Here is a 17,911-nt window from a genome sequence, read left to right on the forward strand (position 1 = left end):
GGCGGGCTCCTGAGGATGAGGGCGGAGTGCGCGGCCATAGTTTCAGCGGGCACTGACGCCGATGAGCCTCATCCTGAGGAGGCCGCTTATGGAATCCTTATATCTCTCACCCGAACCCTCTCTCGTTTTCAAATGCCCTCCAGGCCATCTTGGCGAGGCCGGCCGACTGACCGACGCCAATTCCAGGAGGCCTGATATGACCGCTCTCCACCCGCTCGATCTCCCCTCGCTCGCCGAGCAGCTGCGCAAGGCCCATTCAATGACGCGGCCGCTGATGCTCGACATCATCGGTCGCGCCTGCCGACGCTTGCCGTCGCTGGGCCGGAGCGAACGCTCAGCCCGCGTCGTGCGCCTGATCGATGCGGAAGCCTGGGCCGATGCGGCGCTGGCGCTGCTGGAGCTCGAGCTGCCGATGTGGCAGGTCCGCCGCATCGCCTACGATGACGGCGAGTGGCATTGCGCGCTGTCGCGCGAGCGCGAGCTGCCGGACTGGCTGGATTCCGCGGTCGATGCGCGCCATGCCGACCTCGCGCTCTCTCTGTTGTCGGCCTTCATCGAAGTCCGAACGCTGGCCATCGAAGTGTCGCGGCCGAGCGTTCCGTCGGTGCGCCCTATGCTGGATCCGCTTTACGAGCCGGTCGCCTGCCACAATTCCCGCTAGACGCATCTGAAAGGACACGAGAAATGCCGACGCCGATTCTCGGCTTTGAGCGACCCCGTCTGAGGGCTGAACAGCAGTTGCCCATATCGAAGCTGCGCAAAGCTCGACTCGAGCGTATCGCCCTGCATGGGTTGGCCATGCTGTCGATGGGCAGCGTGCTCACCGCGCTGATCGCGCTGAGGACCGCAATCCATATGTGGCATCTCCAGGCCTGACCGGCATTGCGGACGTGATGATCTTTCGCGGCCTCGGCGGCTAGCTCCTCACCTCCGCCTCGATCAGTCGCGCCAGCTCCGACGCGGTGACCTCGATCGGCCGGCCGCTGCGCTCGACGCGCGCCTGGATCAGCGCGCCCTGGAGCGCCGACGTGCAGAGCACCGCCAGCGCCTCCGCCCGCGGCCTGGCAAACCCGTCGGCGACGAGCTTGTCACGCAGGATCGATAGCCGTGCCGCATAGGCCTTGCGACCGGCCTCCGACACGGCGCGCTCGCGCGGCGCCAGCTCGAGCAGCACGGTCGTGATCGGGCAGCCATTGCGGAAGCCGGAGCCCTGCATCCAGCCTGCCAGCAGTCTGGCGTGCGCGCGCAAGAGCTCGCCGGTCGAGCCGCACTCTGCCGCGAGCTCGGCGACCGTCGCCGCGACGCGGCGGCCCGCCTCCTCCACCGCTGCCACCGCGATCGAGGATTTTCCGTCCGGAAAGTAATGATAGAGCGACCCCTTCGGCGCGCCGCTGACGTCGACGATGTCGTTGAGGCCGGTGCGGGCAAATCCCTGGCGGCGGAATAGCGTCACCGCGGCATTGATGATGGGCTGACGGTGCTTCGGCACGGCCGGCATGGCACTCTCCTCCGCTCGGAAATTATATTGATTGGTCTACATCAGCCTCCGACAGTCAAGGCATGACAATGACGGAGAGAGGCAGATGCCTGAGAGAGTGACCTATGAACTGAACGACGGCGTGGCGCGGATCGGGCTCGACGACGGCAAGGTCAACGTGATGTCGGCCGCGATGCTGGGCGAGATCGGCGCCGCCTTCGACCGCGCCCAGACGGAGGCGGAGATCGTGGTGCTGCGCTCGGGCCGGCCAGGCATCTTTTCCGCGGGCTTCGATCTGAAAGTGTTCGCCTCGGGCGATGCTGCCAAGAGCCTGGAGATGGTCCGGGCCGGCGCCGAGCTTGCGCTGCGGCTGATGTCGTTTCCACATCCGACCATCGGCGTGATGGAGGGCCATGCTTACCCGATGGGAACGTTCCTGCTGCTCGCCTGCGACGTCAGGCTGGGCGCGCGCGGACCGCACCACATGGGGCTGAACGAGGTGGCGATCGGCATCGCGCCTCCCAGCTTTGCCATCGAGCTCGCGTGCAGCCGGCTGCATCCGGCCTGGCTCAGCCGTACCGTCACGCTGGGCGAGATGTACGAGCCCGAGGAGGCGCAGACGGCCGGCTTTCTCGATCGCGTGGTTGCACCTGAGATGGTCGACGCCACGATCGAGACGATCATCACCGGCCTGCGCGCCATCCACATGCCGTCGCATGCCACCGCAAAGCGGCGCCTGCGCCAGGGAGCCATGGACGCCATGCGCGCGGCGATCGACCGCGAGCTGACCATGGCTGCCTATGAGGCAAGCAACCGCGCGCGCAGCGCAGTCGCGCTGCCCGGTTGAGGCCGGCTATCCCGCGGAAAAGGCGTTGCCTAAAACTACCTGGCCGATCTGGCGCAGTTTCACGGAACCGTGTAGAGCGGTTTCATGAGCACAGGCAATGTCAACGTCGTCGCCCACCCCCTGGTCCAGCACAAGCTCTCCCTGATGCGGGAGAAGGACCGCTCGACCAAGAGCTTTCGCGAGATCCTGAACGAGATCGGGATGCTGCTGGCCTACGAGGTGACGCGCGACCTGCCGCTGGAGCTGGTGGACATCGAGACGCCGATCGCGCCGATGCAGGCACCCAAGATCGCCGGCAAGAAGCTCACGCTGGCGCCGATCCTGCGCGCCGGCGTCGGCTTTCTCGACGGCATGCTCGCCCTGATGCCGTCGGCGCGCATCGCCCATATCGGGCTCTACCGCGACCCCGAGACGTTGCAGGCCGTGGAATATTACTTCAAGGCGCCGCAGGACCTGTCCGACCGCACCGTGATCCTGATGGATCCGATGCTGGCGACCGGCAATTCCGCCTGCGCCGGCGCGTCCCTGCTCAAGGCTCGCGGCGCCCGCGACATCCGCTTCGTCTGCCTCCTGGCCGCGCCCGAGGGCATCTCCAAGTTCCAGAGCGAGCATCCCGACGTGCCGATCTGGACCGCCGCGATCGACGAGCGGCTCAACGACCACGGCTATATCGTGCCAGGCCTGGGCGACGCCGGCGACCGGATGTTCGGCACCAAGTAGACAGGTTTGCACGACCGGGTTAGTCCGATGGCCATGAGTGCCAACGATTTTTCGCTGCAATCGCTGCTCCGGATCAAGACCGCCGCCGACCCTGCCCTGGTATTCGACGGCAAGGCCGTCTCTCGCGCGGAATTCTCGGCGAAGGTCGAGCAGAGCGCCGCCTGGCTAGCCGCGCAAGGCATCGGCAAGGGCGACGTCGTTGCGGTCTGGCTGGTCAACCGGGTCGAATGGCTGACACTGCTGTTCGCCGCCGCACGGCTCGGTGCGGTCGCCGCCGCCGTCAACACGCGCTACCGCAGCGCGGAAGTCGCGCACCTGCTCAAGCTGTCAGGCGCGAAGCTCATGGTGGTCGAGGCGGCATTCCGCGCGATCGACTTTGCCGCCATCCTCGCCGATGTCGCCGAGGCCGAGGTGCCCGCGCTGGAACGGCTGGCGGTGGTCGGCGCGGATGCGATCCCCGCACGCTGGCCCTGCGTGCGGTTCGATGCGTTCGAGACGACTTACCCTTCCCCTCCGCCGCGCCAGGATGATGTCGACCTGCCCGTGCTGCTCTACACCACGTCGGGCACGACCAAGGGGCCGAAGCTCGTCGCGCATTCGCAAGCGACGCTGGCGACGCACGCCGCCTCCGTCGCCCACGCGCTCCAGCTCGATCACCACCGTCATTCGCTCCTGGCGATGCTGCCGTTCTGCGGCACCTTCGGCATGACGAGCCTGCTCGGCTTCCTCGCGGCCGGCGCGACCATTCATGTGCTCGATGCCTTCGAAGCAGCGCCGGCGCTGCAGATCCTCAGCACGGAGCGCATCACGCATTCCTTCGGTTCGGACGAGATGTTCCGGCGCATCCTCGCCCTCACCGATGCGCCACACCCGTTTCCGCATCTCGAAGTCTGCGGCTTCGCCGCGTTCCAGCCCGGCTGGCGCGAGCTGGCTGTGGAAGCCGAAGCGCGCGGCATGAAGCTGTATGGCCTCTACGGATCGAGCGAGGTGCAGGCGCTGTTCTCGATCGGCAGCCCCAGTGATGCCTTTGCCGATCGGATCGAGGGCGGCGGCTGGCCGATGTCGCCGGAGGCGAAAGTCCGCGTGCGCGATGTCGAGACCGGAGAACTTGCGGCCAGCGGCGTCTCCGGCGAGATCGAGATCAGCGCACCCTCGCGCTTCCTTGGCTATTTCAACAACCCGGAGGCAACGCGCGAGGCGATCACCGTCGACGGATTCTTCCGCACCGGCGACATCGGCCGGCTGCGCGGCGACGGGTCGTTCGTCTACGAGACTCGCGCCGGCGATGCGATGCGCCTCGGTGGCTTCCTGGTCGCGCCCGGTGAGATCGAGGACGAGCTCAAATCCTGCACCGGTGTCGCCGACGCCCAGGTCGTCGCCATCGATCTCAAGGGGCAGGCGCGCTGCGTCGCCTTCGTGATCCCGACAACGGAGCCGCCCATCCAGGAGACGCTGATCGCGCGTCTGCGCGAGCGGCTCGCCGGCTACAAGGTGCCGGCGCGGATCTATGTCGTGGACGCCTTCCCGGTGACCGACAGTGCCAATGGCGTGAAGATCCAGCGCGCCAGGCTTCGCGCCATGGCGATGGAGCGGATCGCCGCCGAATAGATTCGCTCAGTACGACTTGTTCAGTACGATTTGGCGAGCCCCAGCACCTTTTCCGCGATGAAGCTGAGCGCGAGCTGCGGGCTGACCGGCGCGATGCGCGGGATCAGCACCTCCCGCAAATAGCGCTCGACATGGAATTCCTTGGCGTAGCCGAAGCCGCCATGGGTCATCACCGCCTGCTCGCAGGCCGAGAAGCCCGCTTCGCCCGCCAGATATTTTGCGGCATTGGCCGCGGCGCCGCAGGGCATGCCCTTGTCGTATTGCCAGGCCGCCGACATCACCATCAGCCAGGCCGCCTCGAGCTCGACCCAGTTCACCGCAAGCGGATGCTGGATGCCTTGATTCTTGCCGATCGGACGATTGAACACGACACGCGTCTTGGCGTATTCGGTCGCGCGCGACAGCGCGAGCTTGCCGAGACCGACCGCCTCGGCCGCGATGAGAATGCGCTCCGGATTCATGCCTTCGAGGATGTACTCGAAGCCTTTGCCCTCCTCGCCGATGCGGTCCTCCATCGGGATCTCGAAGTCCTCGAAGAACAGCTCGTTGGAATCGACGATCTTGCGGCCCATCTTTTCGATCTCGTGGACCTTGATCCTGTTGCGGTCGAAATCGGTGTAGAACAGACTGAGACCGTGGGTGGGCGAGCGCACCTCTTCCAGCGGCGTGGTGCGCGCCAGCAGCAAAATCTTGTGCGCGACCTGCGCGGTCGAGATCCACACCTTCTGGCCATTGACGATGTAGCGGTCGTTCTTGGCGACCGCACGGGTCTTGAGCTGGGTGGTGTTGAGGCCGGTGTTGGGCTCGGTGACGGCGAAGCACGCCTTCTCGCGGCCCTCGACCATCGGCGGCAGCATGCGCCTGCGCTGCTCCTCGGTGCCGAACACGACGACGGGGTTGAGCCCGAACACGTTGATGTGCACCGCCGAGGCACCGGACATGCCGGCGCCCGACTCGGCGATGGTGCGCATCATGATCGCGGCTTCCGTGATGCCGAGCCCGGAGCCGCCATACTCTTCCGGCACGCAAATGCCGAGCCAGCCGGCGTCCGCCAGCGCCTTGTGGAAATCGTGCGGGAAACCGCCGTCGTGGTCCTTCTTCAGCCAATAGGCGTCGGGAAAGCCTTCGCAGATCTTGGCGATGGCGTCGCGAATGGCTTCCTGCTGATCGGTGAGCGCGAAATCCATGGTCTTGATCTCCCTTCGCCAAGCGTTCTTTAGCTCGAAAAACTGCATGCAGATACGTGAATTTGCCCGCGAAGTGTGCCTACCATGCATGGGGTCATGCGGCGCGACGTGACGCGCGCGCCGTTATTTCGCAGGGAGGAAACCGCGATGGCCGGACTATATTTCGAGGACTTTTCCGTGGGCCAGGAGTTCAGGCATCCGCTGACCCGGACCGTCACGGAGATGGACAACACCATGTTCAGCCTGCTGACGCTGAACCCGCAGCCGCTGCACATCGACGCGCATTTCGCCGAGAAGACCGAGTTCGGCCAGCGCATTTTCAACAGTCTTTACACCCTCGGCATCATGATCGGCATGACGGTCTATGATACGACCCTGGGCACCACCGTCGCCAATCTCGGCATGACCGACGTCACCTTTCCGAAGCCGGTCTTCCATGGCGACACGTTGCGGGCCACGACAAAGGTGCTCTCGGTGCGGGAATCCAGATCGCGGCCCAAGGCCGGTATCGTCGAGTTCGAGCACCATGCCCTGAACCAGAACGACGAGATTGTCGGCAAATGCCGCCGCATGGCGATGATGCACAAGAGGCCGGTCTGATGCGTTCGATGCTGTTCGTGCCGGGCGATTCCCCGCGCAAATTCGAGAAGGCGAGCGAAGGCAAGGCCGACGCGCTGATCATCGATCTCGAGGATTCCGTCGTCACCGAGAAGAAGGCGGAAGCGCGTGAGCTGACGCTTTCGATGTTGAAGAGCCGACCCGGCCCGCATCAGCTCTATGTCCGCGTCAACGCGCTCGACACCGGCATGACGCTGGCCGATCTCGCCGCGGTGATGCCGGGCAGGCCTGACGGCATCGTGCTGCCGAAATCGCAAGGCGGCGACGACGTGCGTCAGGTCGCGACCTGGCTCGAAGCTTTGGAAGCCGCCTCCGGCATCGCGATCGGCGCGACCCGCATCGTCTGCGTCGCGACGGAGACCGCCGGCTCGATCTTCTGGCTCGGCAGCTACAAGGGCTGCTCCCCTCGCCTCGCCGGCCTGATGTGGGGCGCGGAAGATCTCTCCGCCTCGCTCGGCGCTACCGAGAAGGCGAGCGGCGGCGTGTTCCACAGCCCCTATCGCCTGGCGCGGGATCTCTGCCTGATGGCGGCGGCAGCCGCCGAGGTCGCGCCGATCGACACGGTTTACACCGACATCGACAACCTTGCCGGCCTCGAAGCCGAAACCCGCGCCGCGCGGCGCGACGGTTTTTCGGCCAAGGCGCTGATCCACCCCAAGCATGTCGACATCGTCAACGCGGCCTTTGCGCCGACGGAGGCCGAGCGCGCCTGGGCGGAGAAGGTGATCGCGGCGTTCGCGAGCAATCCCAATTCCGGCACGCTGCGGCTCGACGGTCAGATGATCGACAAGCCGCACCTTCGCGCGGCGATGAAGATTCTCGGCCAGTCCTAGAGCGGGACGCAAGCCGGGCCGGCTGCCGGCCTCAGTCGAACCCCTGAACGGGCGGTGCCGAGGAATGCGCCGGCGCGGCAGGCGCGGCTTGAACCGGCGGAGCCTGGACCGGCGGGGCCGGATTGCCGGCAGCTCTCATCTGGCCGTTGGCGGCCATTGCCTCGCGCGTGCGCGACGGGCTACCGGTCGCGGCGGCGCGACGCGGCGGCGGCTGCCGGTGCCTGGCCGACTGCGAGCCTCTCAGGCCCCAGGACCGGGCGATCGAAGGTCCGGCCGTGTAGCCGATCAAGGCGCCGGCGACCGCACCCACCGGCCCAAGCACGACCGCACCCGAGACCGCGCCGAGCGCCGCGTCGCCTGCGCGCTCCTGCGCGAGCGCGCCCGCGGGCACGCAGGCCAGCATTGCGACAGCAGTGATCAGTGCCTTGTTCATCGGACCGCCTCCCTCGCGACAGATCACTCCTGCTCAAATATGGCCACACGAGGTTCGCTTGCCGGCCAACAAAAGGCAATCGCGCCCGGAACCCGGGCGTCCGGACAGCTCGATTGGCCGACCATCGATCTCCAGGAGCCAGCGACACGGACAGGCGCGCCAACATCTTGACACCGCTCACCCGCTGAATATTTTTTTGCCGAGAAGAGATCTTCTCATCCTCGCAAACCAAAGGATCTAACGCGACCGTCTGGAGAGACGACGATGCTCGATGAGAATTTGGCCCGCATTCGTGCGCACCGCAACAACATCCACCGCTACCGGCGCCTGCTGAAGACCAGGCTGTCGCAGCTCGAGCGCCAATTCATCGAGAGGCGACTTGCCGAAGAGCGATCGGCGCTCGATGGCCTGACCGCCAGCACCTTTCCCGTCGGCTTCCGCGCCGCCGAAGCGCCGGCGAACGCGTTGGGGATGGCCCAATGAACAGCCAACGCGATCTGCTGATCCGCGGCAGCGAGAAGGTCATCGGCCATTACGAGCTGCTTCTTGCCAGCGCCAAGAGCGAGCATGAGCGCGAGCTCTATCGCCAGCGCATCGAACGCGAGCGGCGGCTGATCCGGGACCTGCAAGGCGAATGGGATCACCGCGCGGCCTGAGCTGGGAGATCACGCCTCCCCGGCACCGTCGCAGGGAGGGCTATCGCATTTGAGAGCTCTCCCCTGCGGCCATCCTTCGAGACGCCCGCTTGAGGCGGGCTCCTCAGGATGAGGACGGAGTGTGTGGCTGCAGTTTCAAGAGGCACTGACGCTGATGAGCCTCATCCTGAGGAGGCGCGTAAGCGCCGTCTCGAAGGACGAGGCGTGCGCAACGACCGCCATCACAAGTCATATGCCATAGCCCTGCCGTCGCAGGGACGAACCGCTTCCGCGGTTCGTCCCTGTGCATTCGTTTCAGCGGACGAGGCGGTTGGGGCCTGCGAGTGCGCTGCTCGTGCCGGCTGCGGGCGCCACTCTCACCGTGGCGGTGAACGGCGCACCGTTGCGCAGCAGCGTGAGCTTCACGTCCTCGCCGATCCGCGCCAGGCCGATCGTGTTGCGGAGCTGGGCGGCAGTGCGGATCGGGCGGTCGTCGGCGCCGGTCACGACATCGCCCTTGCGCAGGCCGGCCTTCTCTGCGGGCGAATCCGCCGCGATCTCGGCGATGACGGCGCCCTGATTCAATCCCTTGTTGACCGACGGATGCAGGTCCTTCAGCGAAATGCCGATGCGGCCGCGCTCGACCCGGCCGCTCACGATGATCTGCTCCATCACCTTGCGCGCCATGTTGACCGGAATGGCAAAGCCGATGCCGACGTTGCCGCCCGCGGGCGAGATGATCGCCGAGTTGATGCCGACGAGCTCGCCACGCAGGCTGACCAGCGCGCCGCCGGAATTGCCGGGATTGATCGCCGCGTCGGTCTGGATGAAATCCTCATAGCCCTGCTTGCCGAGGCCGGTGCGGCCCAGCGCGCTGACGAGCCCCGAGGTCACGGTCTGGCCGAGGCCGAAGGGATTGCCGATCGCGAGGACGAAATCGCCGACATCGAGCCCGTCGCTGTCGCCGAAGGCAAGCGCCTTGAGCCCGACCGGGTTCTGGACCTGGAGCACTGCGACATCCGTGGGCGGATCACGGCCGATGACCTTGGCGGAAAACTGCCGGCCGTCCTTGGTCGTGATCTGAACGGCGGATGTGCCCTCGACCACGTGATTGTTGGTCAGCACATAGCCGCGCTGGGCGTCGACGATCACCCCGGAGCCGGTCGCATTGACCTCCTTCTCGATCTGCCGGGGAACGTCGAAGAACTCGCGAAACAGCGGATCGCGATAGAGCGGATTGTCCTCGCGCACGCGGCCGTGCACGGAGATGTTGACCACGGCGGGCGTCACCTGGCGCACCAGCGGCGCCAGGGTCGGCACCGGGCCGCCGGTCTTCACATCCGGGATCTGGCCGGCGGCAGGCTGCGACGCCGTGAGCGTCAGCATCAGCAAGGCCAGGAACAGCAGACGCACAGCATTCATCATCGTCACCCTGCCGCTTGTGTTGTGGGGAGTTTCGAAACCTTCGTGGCTTCAGCCTTCGTCGCCTGACGCGACGATCCAGCCTTGCAGGGCCAGAAGCGGGACAGTCCAGGCTGCCGCGGCCTGACCGAGCAGCACGAGAGCGAGGACGGTGGGCGTGACTATCATGCCGCCTGCCCTTCGGCGGCGGCCCATGGCCGCCGCAGCCGCATCGGCACGCCGCCGCCGCGCGGCGGGTCGTCATTGTCGTTGTCGCCGTCGAGCTTGCGCAAGGCGGCTAGAATGTCGACGAGCCGGACCATGTGGCTCATGCCGGGAATCTCGCGCAAGGCGGGACAGGATTCGACCGCATACATGTCCGATGCCCAGGACGACAGGATGACGCGCTTCTCGGGCGACGAGAGCTCCTCGGCATTCAGGACGTCGGTAGGCGAGTCGTAGTGGGCGGCGGGATGAAACAGCGGATTGAGAGTGCCGGAACTGGTATTCACGTTGGTCATCGATAGGTCTCCCACATGCTCCTTTCCAGGGGGACGGCTTGTTGACGATGAGACGGCGGCGCCACATCGCCGCCGTCTCACCTGACGTTAGTGCGTATTGATCGCGATGCGCTTGACGCCTTCGCGTGCCTTCTCCGATTTCGGCAGCGACACGGTCAGGACGCCATTCCTAAACGACGCCTCTGCCTTGTCCTCCTCGACACCCTCCAGCGGAATCTGCCGTTCGAAGGCGCCGTAATAGCACTCGGTGAAGAACCTGCCTTCGCCGTTGCGCTCCGCCTTCTTCTCGCCGCGGACGGTCAGCACGCCATTGGCGATCTCGACCTGAACGTCCTTCTCCGTCAGGCCGGGAAGTTCGGCCGAGACGGTCAGCGTCTTGTCGGTCTCGCTGAGCTCGACCTTCGGCCAGCCGAAACGGCCTTCCATCAGCGGCGACAGGTTGGTCGCCCCGAAGCCGCGGAAGACATCGTCGAACAGACGGTTCATCTCGCGGTGAAGCGTCAGGAACGGATCGAAATTGTCGCGCGCTGGCGCAAGCTCCTGGTTTTTCGACCAGGGAATGAGATCACGAAAAGCCATGGTACCCTCCTTCATGCATCGGAAAGCGCGGCCCGCGCACGCGCGCGCCGCGTTCCGCTACCTGTTCGATCGAGCGATCAGGCTGCTTTCTTCTGCTCGATCTGCGTTGCCGCAGGAGCGCCGCCCGCGATCGGAATGCGACGCGGCTTCATGGCTTCCGGAACCTCGCGGACGAGGTCGATGATCAGGAGCCCGTCCTGGAACGAGGCCTGCTTCACCTGGACATAGTCGGCGAGGTTGAACACGCGCCGGAACGGACGCGCGGCGATGCCCTGGTACAAATATTCCCGCGCGGCGGTCTCGGGCTTCCTGCCCTCGATGGTGAGCGCGTTCTGTTCGGCCGTCACGGTGATGTCGCTGACGCCGAAGCCTGCCACCGCAAGGCTGATCCGGTAGTGGTCTTCGCCGGAACGCTCGATGTTGTAGGGGGGATAATTGTCCTCGGTCGCCTGGCGCAGCGTGCTGTCGACGAGGTCGGCCAGGTGGTCGAAGCCGATGGTGGAGCGCCACAGCGGCGCAAAGTCAAAGCTGGTCCTCATAACCAAGTCCTCCAAAGAGCAAGATGGATACGAAGGAGCGCAAGGCGGGATTTCAGACGGGTCCGAAAGACCAACCCCGCGCCCGTGCCGGACCCGGTTGGCATCCGACACACCGCTCTCGCGGCGAAAAACGACTTAGAAAACCGCAAACCGGTTTCAAGAGGGGCCAACGGATTTTTTTTCGACCCCATCGATGGTCCGCCGAGCCCGGACGCACTCGGCGGCAACGGCAAGGTAAAAAAGGGGTAAAATGGGCGGGTCGAGGGTAAGGCCAGGTTGCCTCCGCGCGTCTGGCCCCGGGGCAACGCGCATGACGAACCAGGCGGCAGCACACCGCAGACCAGGGACCCGACCGCGTCCGGCCGGTCGCACGGCCGGCGCGATTGCCCTGCTGGCCGTCGCAACCGCCTTTGCGGCGCAGGCCGATGACATTGCCATCTCGCCTGCCGGGCTAAAGACGCTCGGAACGATCGATGCGCGCTTTCAATCCTACAACATCGAGATGGTGGAAGTGACCGGCGGACGGTTCTGGAAGCCTTATCCGCGAACCGCACGTGCCTTCGACGAACGGGATCGTTACAGCGCGCGGCCGCCGATCGATCTTGCCAATGCGCGACTGCGCCTGCTCGCCGCGGCGTTGTCGCCGGCCTATCTGCGCGTGAGCGGCACCTGGGCCAATGCGACGTTCTTTGCCGAGGCGCCGGGAGCCCCACCGCCGGGATTCAACACGGTGCTCAGCCGAGCGCAGTGGCGCGGCGTCGTGGAGTTCGCGCATGCGGTCGATGCGGAGATCGTCACCTCCTTTGCGATCAGTCCCGGCAGCCGCGATGACCACGGCATATGGAAGCCGGATCAGGCGCAGCAGCTGGTCGACACCACGCGCGCTCTGGGTGGGCGCATCGCCGCCGCCGAATTCATGAACGAGCCGACGCTCGCAGCGACGGGCGGTGCACCGGCGGGCTATGACGCGGCCGCGTATGGCCGCGACTTCAAGGTCTTTCGCGAGTGGATGCGGCGCGCCGCACCGGAGACGCTGATCCTCGGTCCCGGCTCGGTCGGCGATGCACCATCGCCGTCCGGAGCGGGGCTCACCACGCGGGACCTGCTTGCAGCATCCGGTCCCGGCGTCGATCGGTTCTCCTATCACCATTACAACACGATCTCGCCGCGCTGCGGCGGGCACGACGATCCGGCGCAGGCCCTCTCGGAGCAATGGCTGGCGCGCACGGATGCGACACTCCGGACCTACCAGGCGCTACGCGACGCATTCGAGCCGGGCAAGCCGATCTGGTTGACCGAGACGGCTGATGCCGCCTGCGGCGGCGGCTTATGGGACAGGACTTTTCTGGACACGTTCCGCTATCTCGACCAGCTCGGACGCCTGGCGAAGGCCGGCGTTCAAGTGGTGATGCACAACACGCTGGCTGCCAGCGATTACGGCCTGCTCGACGAAACAACGTTCCGGCCGCGGCCGAGCTATTGGGCCGCGCTGCTCTGGCGCCGGCTGATGGGAACGATCGTGCTCGACGCAGGCAAACCTGCTGCGCGCGATCTCCATCTTTACGCGCATTGCCACCCAGCCACGACAGGTGCGGTGTCGCTGCTCGCAATCAACACGTCGCGCGGCACATCGCGCACGTTATCGCTGCCGGATTCCGCCGAGCGGTACACGCTGCACGCAGCGCAGTTGCATGGTAAGATTGTGCAGTTGAACGGCAAGAGGCTCACGCTGACCCCTGAGGGCCAGCTGCCCCGGCTCGAGGCACGCGCAGCACCGCCGGGAACGGTCAGACTTGCGCCAACGACCATCACCTTCCTGGTGTTTCCGAACGCTGCAAATCCGGCTTGCTTGTCCCGACGCTCAGGATCTTAGCGCTCCCCGCGCCGTCTCCGGCGCCAGCAGCGTCGCGACGATCGTGATGACCGACAGCGCTACGATGTAGACCGACACCGCCCAGTACGATCCGGCCCAGGCCAGCAGCGCAGCCGCGATCAGCGGCGAGAAGCCGCCGCTCAAGGCCGCCGCGACGTTGGCGCCGAGCGAAGCGCCGCTGTAGCGCACCTGGGTGCGAAACAGCTCCGGCATGAACGCGGCCTTCGGCCCGAACAGCAGCGCATGGGTGAGCGTCATCGTGACGACGAGCGCAAGCGTGATCAGCGCCGGCTCCCTGGTGTCGAGGAACCAGAACAGGGGGAACGCCAGGGCCACCGAGAAGACGCCGCCGGCCAGATACAGCGCCTTGCGTCCGAAGATGTCGGACAGCCAGCCGGCCAGCGGCAGCGTCGCGAACTCGACGATCGCGGCATAGACCACCGCATCCAGGATCACCTGCCGGGGCAGGCCGAGCCTGGTCGTCGCGTAAACCACCGTGAACACGGTGAGGAGATAAGCGAGCCCGACCTCCGATACCGTGATGCCGATCGCGAGCAGAAAGCTGCGCCAGTCGCGGCGCAGCACTTCGAGGGCCGGCTGCGCCAGCACCTCCTTGCGCTCGACGATCTCCTTGAAGTGAGGCGTCTCGGCGAGCTTGAGCCGCACGATGAAGCCGACGCCGACCAGCAGAATGCTGATCAGGAACGGCACGCGCCAGCCCCAGCTGAGGAAGTCCGCCTCGGGCAGCTTCGTCATCAGGGCGAAGATGCCGGTGGAGGCGGCGACGCCGACGGGAAAGCCGACCTGCACCAGGCTGCCGTAGAAGCCGCGGCGATTGCCGGCGTGCTCGATCACCATCACGACCGCGCCGCTCCACTCGCCCCCGAGCCCGATGCCCTGAACGAAACGAAGGATCACGAGCAGGATCGGGGCCCAGACGCCGATCTGATCGTAGGTCGGCAGGCAGCCGATCAGGAAGGTGCCGAGCCCCATCGCGATCATGGTCGCAACCAGCATGGTCTTGCGGCCGAGCCGGTCGCCGTAATGCCCGATGATGGCGCCGCCGATCGGCCGCGCGACGAAACCGACCGCATAGGTCGAGAATGCCGCGAGCGTGCCGACGAAGGGATCGAAGCTCGGGAAGAACAGCTTGTTGAAGACCAGCGCCGCCGCCGTGCCGTAGATCAGGAAATCGTACCACTCGATCGCGGTGCCGAGCGCACTCGCCCACACCACATGCGCCGTCGTCGATCGCTCCGCGGAAGCGGAGACCCCCGTTGCTGTCGTCATGCCCTGCCCCAAAGGATTCCAGTGGGCATCATGGCCAAACGTTGTGACGGTTGCAATCTGTGGAGGTGTTGCCTCCTCACTGGAAAGCGGCGCGGGATTTTGTGCGCAGGTGGCGCAACACCCGTCATTGCGAGGAGCCCTTGCGACGAAGCAATCCAGACCGCCTCCGCGGAAACACTCTGGATTGCTTCGCTTCGCTCGCAATGACGGGTGTTGAGGCAGGAGCGCTCCTTACGCGGCATCACCCGGCCATCGTGGAACCAGCCGATAGCCGTTGTTCGCCATTGACAAACTGATTTGCCATTATCTAATTTGCCTCCACAACGACCCTGCCGCACCAAGCGGCCAAAAAGAGAGGAAACGATAATGAGAGGGCTTCTGGCCTGCGCCGTGCTCGCGGCCATGACTTCGGCTGCCATGACCACAGGTGCCAGCGCGCAAGTGTCCGACGACGCGGTGCGGATCGGCGTGCTGACGGATTTGTCGAGCTGGGGCCGCGACAACTCTGGGCCGGGCTCGGTCGAGGCCGCCAAGATGGCCGTGGAGGAATTCGGGCCGACCGTGCTCGGCAAGCCGATCGAGATCATCAGCGCCGACCACCAGATGAAGACCGATGTCGGCGTTCAGATCGTCCGCGGCTGGTTCGACAACGGCAAGGTCGACGCCGTCGTCGACATCCCCAATTCCGGCATCGCCATCGCCGTGCACAACATGGTGCGCGAGCGCGGCAAGGTCGCCCTGCTCTCCGGCCCCGGCGCGAGCTCGCTGACCGACGAGCTGTGCAGCCCGAACACCGTGCACTTCACCTACGACACCTATGCGCTGTCGAAGGTGACGGCTTCCGCTGTGATCAAGGAAGGCGGCAAGTCCTGGTACTTCATCACGGCCGATTATGCCTTCGGCCACCAGCTCGAGAAGGACGCCACGCGCTTCATCAACGAGATGGGCGGCAAGGTGCTCGGCGGCGTCAAGCATCCGACCAACACCGCCGACTTCTCCTCCTTCGCGCTGCAGGCGCAGAGCTCGAAATCCGACGTGGTCGCCTTCGCCAATGCCGGCCAGGACACCGACAACGCCATCAAGCAATCCGGCGAATTCGGCCTGGTCCAGGGCGGCCAGAAGCTGGTCGGCCTCTTGATGTTCGACACCGACGTGCACGCCATCGGCCTGAAGGCCGCGCAGGGCACCTATATGACCACGGCGTCCTACTGGGCCATGGACGAGGCGACCCGCGCCTGGTCGAAAAAGTTCTACGAGCGCACCAAGGTGATGCCGACCATGATCCAGACCGGCGTCTATGGCGCGGTGCTGCACTATCTCAAGGCGATCAAGGCGGCCGGCACCGACGATTCCGCCAAGGTGATGGCCAGGATGCGCGAACTGCCGATCGAGGATATCTTCGTCCACGGCGGCAAGTTGCGCGAGGACGGCCGCGTCATCCGCGACATGTATCTCGCCAAGGTGAAGTCGCCCGCGCAGTCCAAGGAGCCGTGGGATTATCTGGACATCGTCAAGACCGTGAAGGGCGATGACGCCTTCCGTCCGGTCTCCGAGTCCAAATGTCCGCTCCTGAAGAAGTGAGGTGAGCAATGACCGGCAACGAGCATGGCACCATGGAGACGTACGAGTGCGACGTGCTCGTCGCCGGATCGGGTTGCTCCGGCATGTCGGCCGCGATCACCGCGCGTCATCGCGGGCTCGACGTGCTGATCGTCGAGAAGGAGCCGCGCTTCGGCGGCACCACGGCCCGCTCCGGCGGCTGGCTCTGGATTCCCGGCACGTCGCTGGCAAAGGCATATGGCATCGAGGAAACGCCGGAGCAGGCCCGCACGTATTTGCGGCATGAGGCGGGCAACAATTACGACGCAGCACGCGTCGATGCCTTTCTGAGCGCCGGCCCCGAGGCGGTCGATTTCTTCACCACCAAGACCGCGCTGCGCTTCGACATGCCGCTGGTGTTTCCCGATTATCACGCGGAAGCGCCCGGCGGTGCCCAGGGCGGCCGCTCCATGGTGACGCGCCCGTTCGACGGCCGCGAGCTCGGCAATCTCATCAAATCGCTCGGCATGCCGTTGCCCGAGCTCACCGTGTTCGGCATGATGTTGGGAAGCGGCAAGGAGATCATCCACTTCATGCGGGTGACGAAGTCGCTGACCTCGGCGGTCTATGTCGCGAAGCGCCTGACGCGGCATTTGATGGACGTGCTGCGCTATGGCCGCGGCATGACGCTCACCAACGGCAATGCGCTCGCAGGCCGCCTCGCAAAGTCAGCGCTCGACCTGAAGATTCCGATGTGGCTGTCCTCGCCGGTGCGCGAGCTGACGGTCGAGAACGGCACCGTGACCGGCGCCATCGTCTCGCGCGAGGGACGCGAGGTGCGCGTTCGCGCCCGACAAGGCGTCGTGCTCGCCTGCGGCGGCTTTCCGCATGACGTCGAGCGGCGCAAGAAGATGTTTCCGCACGCGCCGACCGGCAACGAGCATTATTCGCCCGGGCCGACGGGCAACACCGGCGACGGCCTCCGCCTTGCCGAAGGCGCGGGCGGCAGAATCGAGGATCGCCTGCCGAACGCGGCGGCCTGGGTGCCGGTGTCGCTGACCACGCGCAAGGACGGCTCCAAGGGCGTGATGCCGCACTTCATCGATCGCGCCAAGCCCGGCGTGATCGCGGTGATGCGCGACGGCAGGCGTTTCGCCAATGAAGGCAATTCCTATCACGACTTCGTCCAGGCCATGATCAAGGCGGCCAAGCCCGGCGAGGAGATCGCCGCCTTCCTGGTCTGCGATCACAGGACCTTGCGGAAATACGGCCTCGGCTGCGTGCCGCCCTTCCCGATGCCGCTGGGTCATCATTTGAAGACCGGCTATCTCATGCGCGGCGACACGCTTGAAGCGCTGGCGGCGAAAGCCGGGATCGATGCCAAGGCGTTCGCCGAGACCGTCAAGCAGTTCAATGCGACGGCGCCGCTGGGACAGGACGCCGCCTTCGGCAAGGGCTCGAAGGCCTATAACCGCTACCAGGGCGATGCGCTGCACGGCCCCAACCCCTGCGTCGCGCCGATCGAGAATGGTCCGTTCTACGCCATCAAGATGGTGATCGGCGATCTCGGCACCTATGCCGGCATCATCACCGACGCGAACGCGCGGGCGCTCGACGCCGAGGGCCGGGTGATTCCCGGCCTCTATGCCGCCGGCAACGACATGGCGAGCATCATGGGCGGCAATTATCCCGGCGCCGGCATCACGCTTGGGCCGGCGCTGACCTTCGGCTACATTGCCGGCCGACATCTTGCCGACAGCGCTGCCAAGCGCGACGCGGCGTAGAGCATGATCCGGAAAAGTGTGCAGCGG

20 protein-coding genes are annotated in these 17,911 nt (G+C 65.8%); 12 read left to right on the forward strand and 8 right to left on the reverse strand.

Features of this window, described 5'->3' with window-relative positions; genetic code table 11:
* The first annotated feature begins 196 nt into the window (after nt 1–196).
* Together I6F28_RS02000 and I6F28_RS02005 are read left to right on the forward strand one after the other, a co-directional pair.
* Entirely contained in the window at nt 197–661 is a 465-nt protein-coding gene (locus I6F28_RS02000; protein WP_225139162.1) for a hypothetical protein, read from the forward strand.
* A 23-nt stretch (nt 662–684) separates the two neighbouring features.
* Complete coding sequence (locus I6F28_RS02005; protein ID WP_225139163.1) at nt 685–876, forward strand: hypothetical protein; 192 nt, start codon at nt 685–687, stop codon at nt 874–876.
* Nucleotides 877–916: 40 nt separating this feature from the next.
* On the opposite strand, the gene I6F28_RS02010 is transcribed toward I6F28_RS02005, so the two are convergent.
* Nucleotides 917–1,498, reverse strand: coding sequence for a TetR/AcrR family transcriptional regulator (locus tag I6F28_RS02010; RefSeq protein WP_036007209.1), 582 nt, complete (start codon nt 1,496–1,498; stop codon nt 917–919).
* Nucleotides 1,499–1,583: 85 nt separating this feature from the next.
* Here I6F28_RS02010 and I6F28_RS02015 point away from each other — a divergent pair, with 85 nt between their 5' ends.
* The 3 genes from I6F28_RS02015 to I6F28_RS02025 all read left to right on the forward strand — a co-directional run bounded on the left by I6F28_RS02015 (nt 1,584) and on the right by I6F28_RS02025 (nt 4,652).
* The gene (locus tag I6F28_RS02015) at nt 1,584–2,324 is read left to right on the forward strand and encodes a crotonase/enoyl-CoA hydratase family protein (protein WP_225139164.1); all 741 of its coding nucleotides are present in this window, start codon (nt 1,584–1,586) and stop codon (nt 2,322–2,324) included.
* Nucleotides 2,325–2,408: 84 nt separating this feature from the next.
* Nucleotides 2,409–3,044 carry a uracil phosphoribosyltransferase gene (upp, locus tag I6F28_RS02020; protein WP_225139165.1) on the forward strand — a complete coding sequence of 212 codons (636 nt, stop codon included), beginning with the start codon at nt 2,409–2,411 and terminating at the stop codon, nt 3,042–3,044.
* 33 nt (nt 3,045–3,077) lie between these two features.
* Nucleotides 3,078–4,652 (forward strand): AMP-binding protein, encoded by a 1,575-nt coding sequence (locus I6F28_RS02025; protein WP_225139453.1) that lies wholly within the window; start codon nt 3,078–3,080, stop codon nt 4,650–4,652.
* A 20-nt stretch (nt 4,653–4,672) separates the two neighbouring features.
* On the opposite strand, the gene I6F28_RS02030 is transcribed toward I6F28_RS02025, so the two are convergent.
* Complete coding sequence (locus I6F28_RS02030) at nt 4,673–5,839, reverse strand: acyl-CoA dehydrogenase family protein (protein ID WP_060735112.1); 1,167 nt, start codon at nt 5,837–5,839, stop codon at nt 4,673–4,675.
* A gap of 96 nt (nt 5,840–5,935) precedes the next feature.
* Between I6F28_RS02030 and I6F28_RS02035 the strand changes: the two genes are divergently transcribed.
* Together I6F28_RS02035 and I6F28_RS02040 are read left to right on the forward strand one after the other, a co-directional pair.
* Nucleotides 5,936–6,439: a MaoC family dehydratase gene (locus I6F28_RS02035; RefSeq protein WP_341850358.1), complete on the forward strand. Its 504-nt coding sequence runs from the start codon at nt 5,936–5,938 to the stop codon at nt 6,437–6,439.
* Complete coding sequence (locus I6F28_RS02040) at nt 6,439–7,290, forward strand: HpcH/HpaI aldolase/citrate lyase family protein (protein WP_225139166.1); 852 nt, start codon at nt 6,439–6,441, stop codon at nt 7,288–7,290. The genes I6F28_RS02035 and I6F28_RS02040 overlap by 1 nt, the downstream gene beginning before the upstream one ends.
* Before the next feature lie 31 nt (nt 7,291–7,321).
* On the opposite strand, the gene I6F28_RS02045 is transcribed toward I6F28_RS02040, so the two are convergent.
* The gene (locus tag I6F28_RS02045; RefSeq protein ID WP_192893299.1) at nt 7,322–7,723 is read right to left on the reverse strand and encodes a hypothetical protein; all 402 of its coding nucleotides are present in this window, start codon (nt 7,721–7,723) and stop codon (nt 7,322–7,324) included.
* A 264-nt stretch (nt 7,724–7,987) separates the two neighbouring features.
* On the opposite strand from I6F28_RS02045, the gene I6F28_RS02050 reads away from it, so the two are divergent.
* Both I6F28_RS02050 and I6F28_RS02055 read left to right on the forward strand, forming a co-directional pair.
* The gene (locus I6F28_RS02050; RefSeq protein ID WP_036007194.1) at nt 7,988–8,206 is read left to right on the forward strand and encodes a hypothetical protein; all 219 of its coding nucleotides are present in this window, start codon (nt 7,988–7,990) and stop codon (nt 8,204–8,206) included.
* On the forward strand, nt 8,203–8,379 hold the full coding sequence (locus I6F28_RS02055) for a hypothetical protein (RefSeq protein WP_172786903.1): 177 nt from the start codon (nt 8,203–8,205) through the stop codon (nt 8,377–8,379). Before I6F28_RS02050 ends, I6F28_RS02055 begins: the two co-directional genes overlap by 4 nt.
* Nucleotides 8,380–8,673: 294 nt before the next feature.
* Here I6F28_RS02055 and I6F28_RS02060 read toward each other — a convergent pair whose 3' ends face one another.
* From I6F28_RS02060 to I6F28_RS02075, 4 genes are all read right to left on the reverse strand, one after another.
* On the reverse strand, nt 8,674–9,783 hold the full coding sequence (locus tag I6F28_RS02060; RefSeq protein WP_425248837.1) for a trypsin-like peptidase domain-containing protein: 1,110 nt from the start codon (nt 9,781–9,783) through the stop codon (nt 8,674–8,676).
* Nucleotides 9,784–9,944: 161 nt separating this feature from the next.
* Nucleotides 9,945–10,280, reverse strand: coding sequence for a hypothetical protein (locus I6F28_RS02065; protein ID WP_225139167.1), 336 nt, complete (start codon nt 10,278–10,280; stop codon nt 9,945–9,947).
* Nucleotides 10,281–10,367: 87 nt separating this feature from the next.
* Entirely contained in the window at nt 10,368–10,859 is a 492-nt protein-coding gene (locus I6F28_RS02070) for an Hsp20/alpha crystallin family protein (RefSeq protein ID WP_057026078.1), read from the reverse strand.
* 77 nt (nt 10,860–10,936) lie between these two features.
* Nucleotides 10,937–11,398, reverse strand: coding sequence for an Hsp20 family protein (locus I6F28_RS02075; protein WP_225112090.1), 462 nt, complete (start codon nt 11,396–11,398; stop codon nt 10,937–10,939).
* Nucleotides 11,399–11,708: 310 nt separating this feature from the next.
* Between I6F28_RS02075 and I6F28_RS02080 the strand changes: the two genes are divergently transcribed.
* Nucleotides 11,709–13,271: a glycosyl hydrolase family 79 N-terminal domain-containing protein gene (locus I6F28_RS02080; RefSeq protein WP_225139168.1), complete on the forward strand. Its 1,563-nt coding sequence runs from the start codon at nt 11,709–11,711 to the stop codon at nt 13,269–13,271.
* Here the strand turns inward: I6F28_RS02080 and I6F28_RS02085 are convergent.
* Nucleotides 13,260–14,561, reverse strand: coding sequence for an MFS transporter (locus tag I6F28_RS02085; RefSeq protein ID WP_225139169.1), 1,302 nt, complete (start codon nt 14,559–14,561; stop codon nt 13,260–13,262). The genes I6F28_RS02080 and I6F28_RS02085 overlap by 12 nt on opposite strands.
* A gap of 366 nt (nt 14,562–14,927) precedes the next feature.
* Between I6F28_RS02085 and I6F28_RS02090 the strand changes: the two genes are divergently transcribed.
* Together I6F28_RS02090 and I6F28_RS02095 are read left to right on the forward strand one after the other, a co-directional pair.
* Entirely contained in the window at nt 14,928–16,142 is a 1,215-nt protein-coding gene (locus tag I6F28_RS02090) for an ABC transporter substrate-binding protein (RefSeq protein ID WP_225139170.1), read from the forward strand.
* An 8-nt stretch (nt 16,143–16,150) separates the two neighbouring features.
* Nucleotides 16,151–17,884 carry an FAD-dependent oxidoreductase gene (locus tag I6F28_RS02095; RefSeq protein WP_225139171.1) on the forward strand — a complete coding sequence of 578 codons (1,734 nt, stop codon included), beginning with the start codon at nt 16,151–16,153 and terminating at the stop codon, nt 17,882–17,884.
* Nucleotides 17,885–17,911: the final 27 nt, after the last annotated feature.

It is taken from the genome of Bradyrhizobium sp. NBAIM14 (assembly GCF_020193895.1).
Lineage (GTDB): Bacteria > Pseudomonadota > Alphaproteobacteria > Rhizobiales > Xanthobacteraceae > Bradyrhizobium > Bradyrhizobium yuanmingense.